This is a genomic window from Cryptosporangium arvum DSM 44712, from assembly GCF_000585375.1.
Classification (GTDB): domain Bacteria; phylum Actinomycetota; class Actinomycetes; order Mycobacteriales; family Cryptosporangiaceae; genus Cryptosporangium; species Cryptosporangium arvum.
Genome location: NZ_KK073874.1, coordinates 340,765 through 356,129 on the forward strand (window position 1 = coordinate 340,765; position 15,365 = coordinate 356,129).

13 protein-coding genes are annotated in these 15,365 nt (G+C 69.6%); 9 read left to right on the plus strand and 4 right to left on the minus strand.

The genetic code is table 11. The annotated features are described in order from the left end of the window. Positions 1-44: 44 nt before the first annotated feature. The 3 genes from CRYAR_RS01595 to CRYAR_RS01605 all read left to right on the plus strand — a co-directional run bounded on the left by CRYAR_RS01595 (position 45) and on the right by CRYAR_RS01605 (position 3,509). Positions 45-383: an STAS domain-containing protein gene (locus CRYAR_RS01595; RefSeq protein WP_035847862.1), complete on the plus strand. Its 339-nt coding sequence runs from the start codon at positions 45-47 to the stop codon at positions 381-383. Next, positions 383-835 carry an ATP-binding protein gene (locus CRYAR_RS01600; RefSeq protein ID WP_035847864.1) on the plus strand — a complete coding sequence of 151 codons (453 nt, stop codon included), beginning with the start codon at positions 383-385 and terminating at the stop codon, positions 833-835. The genes CRYAR_RS01595 and CRYAR_RS01600 overlap by 1 nt, the downstream gene beginning before the upstream one ends. Before the next feature lie 334 nt (positions 836-1,169). Further along, complete coding sequence (locus CRYAR_RS01605) at positions 1,170-3,509, plus strand: sodium-translocating pyrophosphatase (protein ID WP_035847867.1); 2,340 nt, start codon at positions 1,170-1,172, stop codon at positions 3,507-3,509. 40 nt (positions 3,510-3,549) lie between these two features. Here CRYAR_RS01605 and CRYAR_RS01610 read toward each other — a convergent pair whose 3' ends face one another. From CRYAR_RS01610 to CRYAR_RS01620, 3 genes are read right to left on the minus strand one after another with little or no spacing between them, the layout of a single operon-like run. After that, positions 3,550-3,987, minus strand: a complete 438-nt coding sequence (locus CRYAR_RS01610; RefSeq protein WP_035847868.1) for a response regulator — start codon at positions 3,985-3,987, stop codon at positions 3,550-3,552. Next, positions 3,984-5,579 carry a sensor histidine kinase gene (locus tag CRYAR_RS01615; RefSeq protein WP_051569591.1) on the minus strand — a complete coding sequence of 532 codons (1,596 nt, stop codon included), beginning with the start codon at positions 5,577-5,579 and terminating at the stop codon, positions 3,984-3,986. Before CRYAR_RS01615 ends, CRYAR_RS01610 begins: the two co-directional genes overlap by 4 nt. Beyond that, the gene (locus CRYAR_RS01620) at positions 5,576-6,817 is read right to left on the minus strand and encodes a PP2C family protein-serine/threonine phosphatase (RefSeq protein WP_211247221.1); all 1,242 of its coding nucleotides are present in this window, start codon (positions 6,815-6,817) and stop codon (positions 5,576-5,578) included. Before CRYAR_RS01620 ends, CRYAR_RS01615 begins: the two co-directional genes overlap by 4 nt. Positions 6,818-7,013: 196 nt before the next feature. Here CRYAR_RS01620 and CRYAR_RS01625 point away from each other — a divergent pair, with 196 nt between their 5' ends. The 5 genes from CRYAR_RS01625 to topA all read left to right on the plus strand — a co-directional run bounded on the left by CRYAR_RS01625 (position 7,014) and on the right by topA (position 12,752). Then, positions 7,014-7,397, plus strand: a complete 384-nt coding sequence (locus tag CRYAR_RS01625; protein ID WP_051569592.1) for an STAS domain-containing protein — start codon at positions 7,014-7,016, stop codon at positions 7,395-7,397. Further along, a complete protein-coding gene (locus tag CRYAR_RS50070; RefSeq protein ID WP_157017244.1) occupies positions 7,394-7,765 on the plus strand; it encodes an STAS domain-containing protein in 372 nt (123 codons plus the stop codon). The genes CRYAR_RS01625 and CRYAR_RS50070 overlap by 4 nt, the downstream gene beginning before the upstream one ends. A gap of 44 nt (positions 7,766-7,809) precedes the next feature. Continuing rightward, positions 7,810-8,685, plus strand: coding sequence for a GntR family transcriptional regulator (locus tag CRYAR_RS42515; protein ID WP_084699923.1), 876 nt, complete (start codon positions 7,810-7,812; stop codon positions 8,683-8,685). Between the two features lie 116 nt (positions 8,686-8,801). Then, positions 8,802-9,641, plus strand: coding sequence for a lysophospholipid acyltransferase family protein (locus CRYAR_RS01640; protein ID WP_063725642.1), 840 nt, complete (start codon positions 8,802-8,804; stop codon positions 9,639-9,641). Between the two features lie 270 nt (positions 9,642-9,911). Beyond that, the gene (gene topA, locus CRYAR_RS01645; protein WP_084699926.1) at positions 9,912-12,752 is read left to right on the plus strand and encodes a type I DNA topoisomerase; all 2,841 of its coding nucleotides are present in this window, start codon (positions 9,912-9,914) and stop codon (positions 12,750-12,752) included. Between the two features lie 14 nt (positions 12,753-12,766). On the opposite strand, the gene CRYAR_RS01650 is transcribed toward topA, so the two are convergent. Continuing rightward, positions 12,767-13,759, minus strand: coding sequence for a LacI family DNA-binding transcriptional regulator (locus CRYAR_RS01650; RefSeq protein ID WP_035847869.1), 993 nt, complete (start codon positions 13,757-13,759; stop codon positions 12,767-12,769). A 197-nt stretch (positions 13,760-13,956) separates the two neighbouring features. Here CRYAR_RS01650 and CRYAR_RS01655 point away from each other — a divergent pair, with 197 nt between their 5' ends. Beyond that, the gene (locus CRYAR_RS01655; protein WP_035847870.1) at positions 13,957-15,360 is read left to right on the plus strand and encodes an L-fucose/L-arabinose isomerase family protein; all 1,404 of its coding nucleotides are present in this window, start codon (positions 13,957-13,959) and stop codon (positions 15,358-15,360) included. Positions 15,361-15,365: the final 5 nt, after the last annotated feature.

Here is a 15,365-nt window from a genome sequence, read left to right on the forward strand (position 1 = left end):
TTGAATCAGGGCCGAGCTGGCCTTGGGCATCCTGGAGGGTCTTCGTGGAGCTGTCGTTGACGACCCGGGCCGTGGGACGTCACACGGTCCTCGCGGTCGGCGGTGAAATCGACGTCTACACCGCGCCGCAGCTGCGTTCGGAGCTGATCCGCCTCGCCGACGCCGGGTTCGCCCACATCGTCGTCGACATGGAACGAGTGGACTTCCTCGACTCGACCGGGCTCGGTGTTCTGGTCGGTGCGTTGAAGCGGGCCCGTGCGGCCGGCGGCTCGGTCGAGCTGGTCTCGTCCCAGCCGAAGATCCTGAAGATCTTCAACGTGACCGGTCTGGAGAAGGTCTTCAACATCCATGCCTCGGTCGATGAGGCGGTTGCGGCCGGTTGATGCGCACCGTGAGGTTGGCGTTCTCCCCGACCCCCGCGCATGTCCGTACTGCGCGCCTGGTGGCCGTCGCGACCGCGCGTAACGCCGGTGTGGCCGAGGGGATCCTGGACGAGATCCGGCTCGCCGTGGGTGAGGCCTGCTCCCGGGCGGTGAGCCTGCACGTCCAGCACAAACGATCCGAGCTGGTCGAGGTCGAGTTCACCGACGGGCCGCGGTTCGAAGTGGTCGTGCGCGACTCCGCCCCCGCCGACCAGGCGCTGCACGCCGATCTCGCGGTGACCAGCCCGTTCGTCGCCGGTCCGGCGTTCGCGGAGACCGAGTCGGAGGAGGAGGTCGCGGCCGGGGTCGGCCTCGCGCTCCTCACCGGTCTGGTCGACGACGTGACGGTCACTCCCGCGACCGACCGGGACGGAACGGTCGTCCGCATGACGTGGGAATCCTCCACCCGCTAACCGGACAGTAGGTCCTTTAGCACGCACGCGTCACTTGATGCGCATGCGCCCCATGGGTAACAAGAGCCCCATGTGGGCGGCCTCATGCTCACCCTGCGTGGACGGATCTGCGCGAACCGGATCGATTCCGACGCTTCGACCTTCCGGACGTTAATGCCGGTCACGGTCGATGTGACTCATCTCGCACCGCAGGTCGCGATGCCAGCTGTGGTTAACGTCACCTAGACTCCCCGAATCCCGGCGGAGAGATCCCCTGTTCCTGTTCGTTACCGCCGGGCCCTCAGCGCAGGCTTCTGGGGAGCGTTTCACCGCGCTCGCCCGTTCAGGAGGACGCATGGAAGGGCTCAACTCCGCCATCGACGGCGGAGGCGTAAACATCAGCGGCGACAACATCACGTACGTAGTGATCGCCGCGGCCATTGCCCTACTCGCGCTCGGCGTAGCCGCGGCCTTGGTGCGCGCGGTACTCGCCGCGGGCCAGGGCACCGCGAAGATGCAGGAGATCGCCGCGGCGGTTCAGGAAGGAGCCTCCGCCTACCTGGCCCGTCAGTTCAAGACGCTCGGGATCTTCGTCGTCGTCGCGGTCGTGCTTCTGTTCGTCCTCCCCGTTCCGGGTGACGACATCGGAGTGAGGATCGGACGTTCGGTCTTCTTCGTCGTCGGCGCGTTGTTCTCGGCGTTCATCGGCTACATCGGCATGTGGCTGGCCACCCGAGCGAACGTCCGCGTGGCCGCGGCGGCCCGGGAGAAGGACGGCGCGCCCACCGCGGTGCGGATCGCCTTCCGTACCGGTGGCGTCGTCGGCTTCTTCACGGTCGGCCTCGGCCTGCTCGGCGCCTCGGTCGTCGTCCTGATCTACAAGGGCGACGCGCCGACCGTGCTCGAGGGCTTCGGCTTCGGCGCGGCGCTGCTCGCGATGTTCATGCGGGTCGGCGGCGGCATCTTCACCAAGGCCGCCGACGTCGGCGCCGACCTCGTCGGCAAGGTCGAGCAGGGCATCCCCGAGGACGACCCGCGCAACGCCGCGACGATCGCCGACAACGTGGGCGACAACGTGGGTGACTGCGCCGGTATGGCCGCGGACCTGTTCGAGTCCTACGCCGTCACGCTCGTCGCGTCGCTGATCCTGGGTCGCGTCGCGTTCGGCGAGGAGGGCCTGGTCTTCCCGCTCATCGTGCCCGCGATCGGCGTCGTCACCGCGATCATCGGTGTCTTCATCACCCGCCTGCGAGCGAGCGACAAGAACGGCATGACCGCGATCAACCGGGCGTTCTTCATCTCCGCGCTCATCTCCGCGGTGCTGTGCTCGATCGCCGCGTTCCTCTACCTGCCGTCGTCCTTCGACGGCTTCACCGGCGTCAGCGAGTCGATCGCCGCCCACGACGGCGACCCGCGCCTGATCGCGGTCGTGGCGGTGCTCATCGGCATCGTGCTGGCCGCGGCCATCCAGCTGCTCACCGGCTACTTCACCGCGGTCGGCAGCCGGCCGGTGCGCGACATCGGCAAGACCGCGCTCACCGGCCCGGCCACGGTCGTGCTGTCGGGCATCACCGTCGGTCTCGAGTCGGCCGTCTACACCGCTCTGGTCATCAGCGCCGGCGTCTTCGGCGCGTACCTGCTCGGTGGTGGCGTCACGGTGATCTCGCTGTTCGCGGTGGCGCTCGCCGGTACCGGTCTGCTCACCACGGTCGGTGTCATCGTCGCCATGGACACGTTCGGCCCGATCTCCGACAACGCTCAGGGCATCGCCGAGATGTCCGGCGACATCGACGAGGCCGGCGCCCGGATCCTCACCGACCTGGACGCCGTCGGCAACACCACGAAGGCCATCACCAAGGGCATCGCGATCGCCACCGCGGTGCTCGCGGCGACCGCGCTGTTCGGCTCGTACACCGATGCGGTGCGCACCGCGGCCACGGAGGCCGGGCAGCGGATCACCGGCGAGTACGCGGGCGTGCTCGACGTCGCCAACCCGAAGAACCTCGTCGGGCTGATCATCGGCGCGTCGGTCGTGTTCCTGTTCTCCGGTCTGGCGATCAACGCCGTGACCCGGGCGGCCGGCGCGATCGTGTTCGAGGTCCGGCGCCAGTTCCGGGAGATCCCCGGGATCATGGAGGGCACCGGCAAGCCGGAGTACGGCAAGGTCGTCGACATCTGCACGAAGGACTCGCTGCGCGAGCTGGCGACGCCGGGTCTGCTGGCGGTGCTCGCGCCGGTGGCGGTCGGGTTCGGGCTCGGGGTCGGGCCGCTCGGCGCCTACCTGGCCGGTGCGATCGCTACCGGCACGCTGATGGCGGTGTTCCTGGCCAACTCCGGTGGGGCCTGGGACAACGCGAAGAAGATGGTCGAGGACGGGGCGTTCGGCGGCAAGGGTTCCGCCGCCCACGACGCCACGGTGATCGGTGACACGGTCGGTGACCCGTTCAAGGACACCGCAGGCCCGGCGATCAACCCGCTGATCAAGGTGATGAACCTGGTCTCGCTGATCGTCGCGCCCGCCGTCGTCACGCTGTCGGTCGGTGCGGACGAGAACGTCGGCGTCCGGGTGGCCATCGCGCTCGTGGCCACCGCGGTCATCGTCGGCGCGGTCATCGTCTCCCGCCGCCGCCCGATCTCGATCGCCGAGGACGAGGAAGAGCCCGCGAAGGTGCCCACGCAGCCAGTGGGGGTGTAACCACGGTCGGAGGGCCCGCCGCGCTGCGGCGGGCCCTTCGTCATGCCGGGGGCAGGCGAACCACCGTCAGGAAGAACTCGTCGACCTGGCGGACGACGTTCACGAACTGCTCGAAGTCCACGGGCTTCGTCACGTAGGCGTTCGCATGCAGGTTGTAGCTGCGCAGGACGTCCTCTTCGGCCTCCGAGGTGGTCAGCACCACCACCGGGATCCTCCGGAGCGTCTCGTCGGCCTTGATCTCCGCGAGTACCTCGCGGCCGTCCATCCGCGGCAGGTTGAGGTCCAGCAGCACCAGGTCGGGCGTCGGAACGCCGGCGAACTCGCCCTGCTTGCGGAGGAAGAGCAGCGCGTCGGCGCCGTTGTTCACCACGTGCAGCGAATTGCGCAGCTTGTGGTCCTCGAACGCTTCCCGGGTCATCAGGACGTCGCCCGGATCGTCCTCGACCAGCAGGACCTCGATGGGTAGCGGCTCAGTCACGCGTTGCTCTCCGTTCGCACCGCGCCCACCCCGGTCGTCGCGGCCTCGAGTTCCGACGGTACCGGCAGCGTCCAGCGGAACGTCGTTCCCCCTCCGGCCGCGGACTCGGTGTCGAGCCAGATCCGGCCGCCGTGGTGCTCGATGATCTTGCGCACCATCGCCAGCCCGATCCCGGTGCCGTCGTACTGCTCCTTGCCGTGCAACCGCTGGAAGATCACGAACACCCGCTCGGCGTACTGCGGCTCGATGCCGATGCCGTTGTCGCTGCAGACGAACTCGAACGTGTCGTCCTTCTGCTCGACGGTGATCCGCACCCGCGGCGCGGCCATGCCATGGAACTTGATCGCGTTGCCGATCAGGTTCTGGAACACCTGGGTCAGCAGGATCGGGTTGCCGTTCACGTGCGGCAGCACGTCGGCCTGGACGTCGGCGTCGCTCTCCTCGATCGTGCTGCCCAGGCTGGTGAGCGCCCGGTCGAGCACGCTGTCGAGCGCGACGTCCTCGAACTCACCGGTGGTGCGGCCGACCCGGGAGAACGCCAGCAGGTCGTTGATCAGCCGCTGCATTCGTTTCGCGCCGTCCACGGCGAAGTCGATGTACTGCTGGCCGCGCTCGTCGAGCTGCCCGGAGTAGCGCCGCGACAGCATCTGGCAGAAGCTGGCGACCTTGCGCAGCGGCTCCTGCAGGTCGTGCGAGGCGACGTACGCGAACTGCTCCAGCTCGGTGTTGGAGCGCTGCAGGTCGGCGGTCTGGGCTGCCAGCTGGTCGGTCTGCTCCTTGAGCCGGTCCTGCGCGGCGACCGCGGTGGACAGGGCCGCCACCAGCGAGTGCCGCATCGCGTCGACATCGGCGGCCACCGCGGTGATCTCCTGCGGGCCGTCCACCGTGACCTTGTGGGTGAGCGAGCCGCCGACGACCTGCTTGGTCTCCGCGCCGATCCGTTCCAGCGGCTGCAAGACCCAGCGGCCGAGCGCCCGCCACAGGACGAACCCGGCGATCAGGATGCCGAGCAACGCCACGACCGCCACCGCGATGAGCGTCCTGATCGCGGACTGGAGGTCGTCGTAGATGCCGTTGCGGATGTCGGTGAGGTCGTTCTGGAACGTGGCGATCGCTTTCCGGACCGCGTCGAACAGCGCCTTGCCCTCGTCGTCGACGGTCGTCGTCGCGGTCCGACCGGTGCGGGCGGCGGCGATCGCCGGATCGGCGTACCGGCTGCGCCACGCGTTTATCGCGCCGTCGACCCGGTCCAGGTCGTCGTGCAGCCCGTCGTCCTCGGGAATCGAGTCCCGGATCGTCCGCAGGTGGGCCCGCTGGTCGTTCAGGCCCTCGTCGTAGGGCTCCAGGAACGTCGCCTGCTTGGTCAGTACGTAGCCGCGGACGCCGGTCTCCTGGTCGAGGAGCGCGGACTCCAGCTGGTAGCCCGACAGCCGGGCCGGCCCGATGCGGCCGAGCAGGTCGTTGTTGCGGTCGATGACCCGCCCCAGCGCGGTGGCCGCGAGCCCGGCGATGACCGCGGTCATCGCTCCGACCACGATGAACGTGGTGAGCAGACGCCGTCGTAGCGTCCATTCACCGGTGCCGGAGTTCATCGGACCTCTTCCTCGGCGGCGTGCGAGAGCACGACCAGCGCGGCGTCGTCGGCCAACGCGCCGCCGTTCTGCTCCTCGACGGCGTCGAGAAGCGTTTCCGGCCAGCTGATGCCGACCGGGAAGCCGGGGTGGTGCCGGGCGATCAGATCCACGAGGCCCTCCTCACCGAGCCGATCCGGCCCGTTCCCGGTGCGGGCTTCGAACAAACCGTCGGTGAACAGCAGTAGCGCCCAGGACGGCGGCAGCGGCACCGGAACCGCGGGCCAGTGCCCCTCGGGCAGGAACCCGAGCGCCGGGCCGCGCGGCCCCATCGGTAGTTGACCCACTCCGCCGGCGACGAGACCGGGCTCGCTGACCAGAATGGGCGAGGGGTGCCCGGCCAGATACATGTCGGCCGAACCGCGGTCGGGGCTGATCACGACCATGCAGACGGTCGCGAACGCGAACGGGCTGTGCCGCTCGCGGACCACGAGCATGTCGAGCACCGGCAGCATCCCGTCGGCCGGAACGCCGGAGAGCACGAGCGTCCGCCAGGCGATGCGCAGGCAGACGCCGAGCGCGGCCTCGTCCGGGCCGTGGCCGCTGACGTCGCCGATCAACGCGAACACCGAGCCGTCACGCTCGATCACGTCGAAGAAGTCGCCGCCGAGCAGCGCCATCCGGCGGCCGGGCCGGTACGCGTGGGCGAAGTGGACCCGGTCGTCGTGCAGCAGCGGCGTGGGCAGCAGTGCCCGCTCCATGCGCGCGTTCTCGCTCGCCAGCATCTCGGCCTCGCGCAAACGCAACGCGGCCGAGTCGGCCCGCTTGCGCTCGACCGCGAAGCGGATCGCCCGGGCGAGCAGCTCGCCGTCGACCTGCCCCTTCACCAGGTAGTCCTCGGCGCCCGCGGCGACCGCCTCCACGCCGCGGTGCTCGTCAGCCAGGCCTGTGAGCACGATCACAGCGGCCTGCGGCGCGAGCTCGAGCACCTTGGTCAGGCCCTCCATGCCGGTGGCGTCCGGCAGGTTGAGGTCGAGCAGCACGCACCGCACACCGGAATCGAGGGCCGACGTGGCGTCGGCGAGGTTCTGCACCCAGGTGAGCTCGAACGCCACCCGCGCACCGGCGAGTAGTTCCTCCACCAGGAACGCGTCACCGTGGTCGTCCTCGACCAGGATGACCCGGACCGGACCGGCGTCAGCCGGGTCGACCGGGCGCCCGCTCAGCCCGTGCGTGGGCGGGTAGGTGGCAGCGCTCACCCCAACTCCTTCATTCGGCGTCACCGAGGATAGGTCGGCGCCGGGTATACCGGGTCGGCCGGGCGCTCGGCGGGTACTCGCCGGGTTTCACGGCCTCATATCCATAAGCGTTCGCCGCGGCTGAAACGTAACTGCTCGGCGCGAGCTGGTTTGCGCCCTCCGTTTTCTGGATAGAGGAGCCCAGACGGTAGTCGTCATGGCGGAGGTTCGCGTGTCGTTGCAGGTGAGTGTGGAGCACGTCGACGGTGTCGCGCGCTGCGAGATCGTCGGTGAGGTGGACATGGCCACCACACCGCAGCTGCGGGACGAGCTGCTCGGTCTGGTGGACGCGGGACACAAGTACCTCGTGCTCGATGTGTCCGGAGTGCCGTTCCTGGACTCCACGGGTCTCGGTGTGCTGATGGAGGTGCACCGCCGGCTGCGTGACAACTCCGGAGCGGCGGCGCTCGTCGGTGCGCGGCCGGCGCTCGTGCGTCTGCTGACGATCACCAATCTGTCCCGCGCGCTGCCGGTGTACCGGTCGGTGGAGGACGCCTCGGCGGCGGTGACGGGTTCCCCGGCGGCCGAGGTCACGGGGTGACTGGACGCTCACCCATCGCACAAGACGAATCCACCGGATGGGACAGCGCCGGACAGCTCCGGTGCGAACCGTCCCGGTTCGGATACCGGATCGTTCTGGTCGGCGAAGTCGACCTCACGATGTCCCAGGAGTGGGAGCCGATCTTCGGTGTGCTGTCCGACGGTGAGCCGTCGGACGTCACCGTTGATCTCTCGGCGGCCACGTTCATTGACTCCAGCGTGCTCGGCGCATTCGTCCGGCTGCATCGGACGGTTTCCGCGCGCGGAGCCGAGCTGACGATGACCGGCGCGGAGGGAAGTGTCCTGCGCACGATCTCGCTGGCGGGAATCGATCGGTTGATTCCGATAGTTCCGGTATTAGAAACGTGAGTCGTTAAGGGCGAATGTCCCTTTAGGGATGTTAAGTTCCGGCCGTGCAGGCGGATGCCGCGTATGCGCGGTTGCGGGAGGCCATCGTCGACGGTCAGTACCCCGCGGGTGCTCGTCTGACCGAGGTGGAGATCGCCGAGACGCTCGGCATGTCACGCACCCCGGTCCGGGAAGCGCTGCGGCGGTTGGCCGGGGACGGGTTGGTCCGTGCCTCCGATCGGGGGGTCATCGTGGATCTGATGGACGAGGAAGAGGCGTGGCACGCCCGGACGGTGCGCGCCGCGCTCGACGTCCTGGTGGCCGAGCTCGCGGCGCGGCGGCAGAAGGCCGGTGAGGTCTCGCCGGCCGCACTGCGCGCCGCCGAGGAGGCGGCGGCCTCCGCCCGGACCTACTTGGAGCGTGGCGACACCGACGAGGCCTACCGCCACGACCAGCGCCTGCACCGCCAGATCGCGGAGATCGCCGGCAACCCCGTCGCGCTGCAGATGCTCGATCGGCTCGCCGACCGGCTGGAAGTCGCTCGGCTCGCCGCCGCGTCCCGCGCCGAGCGCGCGAAGAACATCGAGAAGAAGGTGGACGGCATCCACCTGGTGACGAAGGTCCCGGCCGCGGTCGGCGCCGGTTTCGACGGCGACGTCAGGAGCGGTCTCGACCTGAACGGGCACGCCGTCAACGGTGCGAACGGGAGTCACGGCGCCGGTGCCGACAAACCGGGCGCCGAGGGTGCGACCGGCTCGGCGTCGATGAAAAAGAACGGAACGCGGTCCGGCGGGACGGTCGGCGACGACGGGATGGGACGGCTGGCGGTGCCCGTGCTCTCGCCCGACCTGGCCGAAGAGCACCGGCGGCTGCTGGACGCGATCGCCGCCGGTCAGCCCGCGGCGGCCTGGCTCGCAGCGCGTGAACACGCTCACGGGTAGACGGGAACCCCCATCGGTTGTGAGCCGTTCATCCGGCGACAACCGGAGAGGTCGACGCCTTTCCTACGGTTCGGTAACCTACGTGTCCGTAGTAACCGAGGAGCAGAGGGCGCTGTATGGCCGAAATCGTGTACCCGCCGGTGATCACCCTCGCCAAGGCAGCCTTTGCCGGAATTCGGGTGAAGGTGGACGAGGTGGGTGGCGAGCACATACCGCGCACTGGTGGCGCGGTCCTGGCCAGCAACCACGTCAGCTACCTGGACTTCTTGTTCTGTGGCCTGGCCGCGCAGCCCTCGAAGCGGCTGGTGCGGTTCATGGCGAAAGAGTCGGTGTTCCGACACAAGATCTCCGGGCCGCTGATGCGCGGGATGAAGCACATCTCGGTCGACCGGGCGGCCGGTGCCGGAGCGTTCGCCGCGGCCGTGAAGGCGCTGCGCGACGGCGAGGTCGTCGGGGTGTTCCCGGAGGCCACGGTCAGCCGGTCGTTCCTACTCAAGGACTTCAAGTTCGGCGCGGCGCGGATGGCCGCCGAGGCCGAGGTGCCGCTGGTGCCGATGATCGTGTGGGGTACCCAGCGGTACTGGTCGAAGGAGAATCCCCGCGACCTCACCCGCCGCAACAACCCGGTGCTCCTCCGGGTGGGCGAGCCGTTGAACCCGACGAAGTCGGACGACCCGGCCGAGGTCACCGCCGAGATGAAGAGCCGGATGGCGGTGCTGCTCGAGGAAGCGATCGAGTCCGACCCGTACCGGCCGAAGGGCCAGGACGACAAGTGGTGGCTGCCGGCGTCCAAGGGCGGCACCGCGCCGACCCCGGAAGATGCCGCCATCCTCGAGAAAGCCGAGGTCGAGGAGCGGATCAAGCAGGCTCGCGCGCAGGCCCGAGTGGTCGCGGAAGCCCGGGTGAAGGCCCGGGCGAAGGCCAAGGCGAAAGCGGCGGCCAAGAAGAAAGCCTGACGGCGCGACATGGCATAAGTCGGACGACTGTCGGGTACGCAGCAGGATTGACCCTGTGGATATGAGGGATTTCGGCGCGGCGTAGTGCCACTCTGGGAAACCTGTGCGCTGCGTCGCTCGTGCCCGATCGGACGCAGCGGAGTACCCGACCGACGGATGGGCGGACATCGAACGGCCACGTCCGCGCGTTACGTTTGACAGCGGACGCCTGCTGGGTTGCACACTGCCCAGCGGCTGTGTCCGACCGAGCCATGTTGACCTTGGAGATTCGTGAGCGCTCCCACCACCACCGCTGCCGCCGCCAAGCGGGGCCGGCGTACCGGCACCGCCGCCGGCGACGACGGCCTGCGTCTGGTGATCGTCGAGTCGCCGGCCAAGGCGAAGAAGATCGCCGATTACCTCGGCCCCGGCTACGTCGTCGAGGCGAGCATCGGCCACATCCGTGACCTGCCCCGCAACGCCGAAGACGTGCCCGCCAAGTACAAGGGCGAGTCCTGGGCCCGGCTCGGCGTCGACGTCGACCGGGAGTTCGCACCGCTCTACGTGGTGAGCCCGGACCGCAGGGCGCAGGTCACGAAGCTCAAACAGCTGGTCAAGGACGCCACTGAGCTCTACCTCGCCACCGATGAGGACCGCGAGGGCGAGGCCATCGCCTGGCACCTGGTCGAGGAGCTCCGCCCCCGGGTTCCGGTGCGGCGGATGGTGTTCCACGAGATCACCCGGCCGGCCATCCTCGCGGCGGTCGCCAACACCCGCGAGCTGAACCTCTCGCTCGTCGACGCGCAGGAGACCCGCCGCATCCTCGACCGTCTCTACGGGTACGAGGTCTCGCCGGTCCTCTGGAAGAAGGTCATGCCCCGGCTGTCGGCCGGGCGGGTCCAGTCGGTCGCCACACGGATCGTGGTGGAGCGCGAGCGCGCTCGGATGAAGTTCCGGTCGGCGGAGTACTGGGACATCCGCGGCCACTTCGCGGTCTCCGAGTCGGTTCCCGGCGAGCCGGGCGACTTCCTCGCGACGCTGGTGGGCCTCGACGGCGACCGGGTCGCGACGGGCCGTGACTTCGAGCCGACGACCGGCCAGCTCAAGACCGAGGTGCGCGGCGACGTCATCCAGCTCGACGAGGCGGGGGCCCGTGGCCTGGCCGCCCGGCTCGAGGGCGCTGCGTTCAAGGTCGTCCGCGTCGAGGAGAAGCCGTACCGGCGCAAGCCGTACGCGCCGTTCATGACCTCCACGCTGCAGCAGGAGGCCAGCCGCAAGCTGCGTTTCGCCGCCGAGCAGACGATGCGTGTCGCGCAGCGGCTGTACGAGAACGGCTACATCACCTACATGCGTACCGACTCGACGAACCTGTCGGAGACCGCGCTCACCGCGGCCCGCCAGCAGGTCCGGGAGCTGTACGGAGACCGGTACGTGCCCACCGAGCCGCGCCGGTACGCCCGCAAGGTGAAGAACGCCCAGGAGGCGCACGAGGCGATCCGGCCGTCCGGTGAGCACTTCCGGACGCCGGGCGAGCTGGCCCGCGAGCTGTCCAGCGACGAGTTCCGCCTCTACGAGCTGATCTGGAAGCGGACGATCGCGTCCCAGATGATCGACGCCGTGGGGCAGTCGGTCTCGGTCCGGCTGTCGGGAACGTCGAGCACCAACGAGGTGGCCGACTTCGCCGCCTCCGGTCGCACGATCACCGAGCCGGGCTTCCTGCGCGCCTACGTCGAGGACATCGACGAATCGCACGAGGGCGACGACCAGACCGACGACTCCGAGCGCCGGCTGCCGCGGCTGACCAAGGACGACCCGCTGACCGCGCACGACCTGCTCGCGGAAGGTCACAACACCCAGCCCCCGCCGCGCTACACCGAGGCGAGCCTGGTGAAGGCGCTGGAGGAGCTCGGCATCGGGCGCCCGTCGACGTACGCGTCGATCATGCGCACGATCCAGGACCGCGGGTACGTGTGGAAGAAGGGCGCCGCGCTGGTGCCGTCCTTCATCGCGTTCGCCGTGGTGCAGCTGCTCGAGCAGTACTTCCCGCGGCTGGTCGACTACAAGTTCACCGCGAACGTCGAGGAGGACCTGGACGACATCGCGGCCGGTGAGCGCCGGCGGGTCGACTGGCTCACCCGGTTCTACTTCGGGGCGTCGGACGATGCGAACGTCCGCGAGGAGAGCGTCTCCCGGGCCGGTGGGTTGAAGCACCTGGTCGCGCTGAACCTGGGCGACATCGACGCGCGCGGGGTGAACTCGATCCCGCTGTTCACCGACGAGACCGGCCGCACCGTCGTGGTGCGGGTCGGCCGCTACGGGCCGTACCTGCAGCGGACCTCCGGGCCCGACGACGAGGGCGACCGGGCGTCGCTGCCCGACGACCTCGAGCCCGACACGCTGACCCCGGAGCGGGCCGAGGAGCTGCTGTCGGCGCCGCAGGGCGGCCGGGAGCTGGGGACCTCGCCGGTGACCGGGGAACCGGTGGTGGCCAAGGCGGGGCGGTTCGGGCCGTACGTGCAGAGCGGCGAGACGACGTCGTCGCTGTTCAGCTCGATGTCGTTGGAGACGTTGACGCTCGACGACGCGTTGAAGCTGCTGTCGCTCCCGCGCACGCTGGGGGCGCACCCCGGGGACGGGGAGCCGGTCACCGCGCAGAACGGGCGGTACGGGCCGTACGTGAAGCACGGCACCGAGTCGCGGTCCCTCGGCTCCGAGGACGAGTTGTTCACGGTGTCGCTGGAAGCCGCGTTGGCGTTGCTGGCCCAGCCGAAGCAGCGCGGGCGGCGGGCGGCACCGGCCGCTCCGCTCCGCGAGATGAACGCCAACGACCCGGTGAGCGGTCAGCCGATGGTGATCAAGGACGGGCGGTTCGGCCCGTACGTCACCGACGGCGAGACCAATGCGAGCCTGCGCAAGGGCGACGAGGTGGCCGAGCTGACGCCGGAGCGGGCGGCCGAGCTGCTGGCCGACCGGCGGGCGCGCGGACCGGCGAAGAAGACCACCCGCAAGAAGGCGGCGGCGAAGAAGGCCCCCGCGAAGGCGGAGACCGCGGCCAAGAAAACCGCGGCCAAGAAGACGACGAAGAAGGCCCCGGCCAAGAAGAAGGCCCCGGCCAAGGCCACCAAGGAGTAGGGACCGGGCTCCGCTTACCGGCGGGGCTCGTGCACGGCCAGCGTGGCCGGGAGCACCACGTCGTTCGGTGGTGCCTCCGGTGTGCGGATGCGGTCGAGCAGCGCGGTCGCGGCCCGCTTCCCGAGCTCGTAGGTCGGCTGGGTGACGAGCGTCAGCGGGGGCAGCAGCCCGGTCTGCCAGGTCTGGTCGTCGAACCCCACGAGCGCGATGTCGTGCGGGTGGCGCAGGCCGGCGTCGTCGAGGGCGGTGATCGCGCCGATCGTCATCAGGTTGTTGGAGACGAAGAGGGCGTCCGGGCTCAGCTGGAGCAGGTGCTTGGACGCGGTGCGCCCGCCGTCGATCCGGTAGTCGCCGTGGGCGACCAGGTCGGGGTCGAACGGCAGGCCGGCCTCGGCGAGTCCTTCGCGGTACCCGGCCAGGCGGTCCGCGGCCGTGGTGGTGGCCAGTGGGCCACCGACGAACCCGATCCGCCGACAGCCGGTACCGACCAGATACAGGGTGGCCTCGCGTGCCGCCGCCAGGTTGTCGACCGTGACGCTGTCCACCGGGTGCCCGAGCAGCCGCCGGTCGACGGTCACCACCGGGATGCCCCGGCTCCGGAGCACGCCGATGTCGGTCTCCGCGCTGGACGCCGGCGCCAGGACCACGCCGGCCATCCGCTCTGCCGCCGCCACCTCCAGGTAGCGCTGCTCTTTCGCGAGGTCCTCGTCGGTGTTCGCGAGCACGACCGAGAACCCGGCCGCGTGGGCGGCGTCCTCGACCCCGCGCGCGATCTCCGGGAAGAACGGGTTCGTGATGTCGGAGATGATCAGCCCCAGCACGCTCGTGGCGCGGGTCCGCAGGCTGCGTGCCTGGCTGTTGGGCTGGTACCCCAGCTGATCGACGGCGGCCACCACCCGCTGACGCAACTCGTCGGCGACGCCCTGGTTGGCGTTGAGGACCCGCGAGACGGTCGCGGGGGAGACCCCGGCCGCCTTGGCCACATCGCCGATCGTCACGTTCTGCACGCGTTTCCCCCTGCACCGGTTCAGCCCCGGACGAGGCGTCGTCTGAGCCTAGTGAGCCTTGACACAGCACCGGGTCAGCCTTAATTTCTGAGAAATCGATTTCAAGAAATCGATTTCAAGCACCATATCTTCCTTTCGTCCGATCTGGCAATGGACCTGACCGGTTGGTCGAGAAAACGATTTCAGGAGGTGGCGCCGTGGCGAGGATCGGGCTGTTGACGATGTCCGACGGCCGCGACTACGTCGCGAACGACATCCGCGAGTTCGTCCAGAACGCGGAAAAGGCGCTGGTCGCGGCGCTGGAGGCCGACGGGCACGAAGTCGTCGTCGGCGTCGAGGAGATCTGGACCAACCAGCTGGCGACGTCCGAGGCCCGGCGGGTGGCCGCGGCTCGACCCGACTTGACGATCTTCCACTACCCGGTCTGGGCGTTCCCGCACTTCACGATGCTGGCCGCGGCGTCGACCAACGGCCCCCTGCTGCTGCTGGCCAGCCTCGACCCGGTGCAGCCGGGCATGGTCGGCATGCTCGCCGGCGGTGGCGCGCTCGACCAGATCGGCCGGGTGCACAGCCGGGCGTGGGGCGGGCTCACCGAGGAGGTGGCGGCGCAGATCCGGGCGGCCACGGCGGTCAGCCGGCTGTGCGGCTCGACGTTCGGCAAGATCGGCGGCCGCCCGATGGGGATGAACACCGCGACCGCGAACACCGACCAGTGGATGGCGACGTTCGGCATCGACGTCGAGGAGATCGACCAGTGGGAGATCGTCCGGCGTTCCGAGCACGTCGAGCAGTCGCGGGTGACCGCCGGGCGGGAGTGGCTCGAGCGGCACGCGGCCGGCGTGCACTACGACGGCAAGCAGCTGACGCCCGAGCTGCTCGAGCGCCAGATCCGCTCGTACTACGCGATGCGCGAGCTGATCGACGAGTGGAACCTCGACTTCTCCGGCATCAAGGGCCAGCCCGAGCTGACCAGCCACTTCACCACGATGGACATCACCGAGGCGTTCCTCAACGACCCCTACGACTGGGAGGGGCCGAAGGAAACCCACGTCACCGCGACCGAAGCCGACATGGACGGCGCGTTGACGATGCAGATCCTCAAGCTCCTCTCGGGCGACCCGGTGCTCTTCGCCGACGTCCGCCACTACCACTCCGACCTGGACATCTGGGACCTGGCCAACTCCGGCCAGCACGCCACCTGGTACGCGGCCCGCAGCGCGGATCCGCTGGAGAACCTCGCGAAGACGCACTTCTACCCGGAGGTGTTCTTCTTCCCGGCCGGCGGGGCGTCGGTGCACCACATCGCCGCGCCCGGCGACGCCACGTTCGCGCGGCTGACCCGGCTCAACGGTCGCTACCGCCTGCACGTGGCCCGCGGTGCGTTCGAGAGCTACTCCGACGCGGAGAACGAGCGGCTGGCCCGGCTCTCGACGTTCGAGTGGCCGCACGCGTTCACCCGCCTGCAGGTCGACGCGTCGGAGTTCCTCTCGACGTTCGGCGCGAACCACATCCACGCCGTTCCGGGTGACCGCGTGGCTGAACTGCGGGCGGTCGCCCGGCTGCTCGACATCGACTGGGCCGGCCTCGGCCCTCTGGCCTGACAACC

What these genes read in the sequence shown, in the direction of transcription:
- CRYAR_RS01640 (WP_063725642.1), top strand. Translation starts at nt 8,802, where the DNA reads ATGGCCGAAATCGTGTACCCGCCGGTGATCACCCTCGCCAAGGCAGCC.
- CRYAR_RS01615 (WP_051569591.1), bottom strand. Translation starts at nt 5,579, where the DNA reads ATGAACTCCGGCACCGGTGAATGGACGCTACGACGGCGTCTGCTCACC.
- CRYAR_RS01625 (WP_051569592.1), top strand. Translation starts at nt 7,014, where the DNA reads ATGGCGGAGGTTCGCGTGTCGTTGCAGGTGAGTGTGGAGCACGTCGAC.
- CRYAR_RS01600 (WP_035847864.1), top strand. Translation starts at nt 383, where the DNA reads ATGCGCACCGTGAGGTTGGCGTTCTCCCCGACCCCCGCGCATGTCCGT.
- CRYAR_RS01605 (WP_035847867.1), top strand. Translation starts at nt 1,170, where the DNA reads ATGGAAGGGCTCAACTCCGCCATCGACGGCGGAGGCGTAAACATCAGC.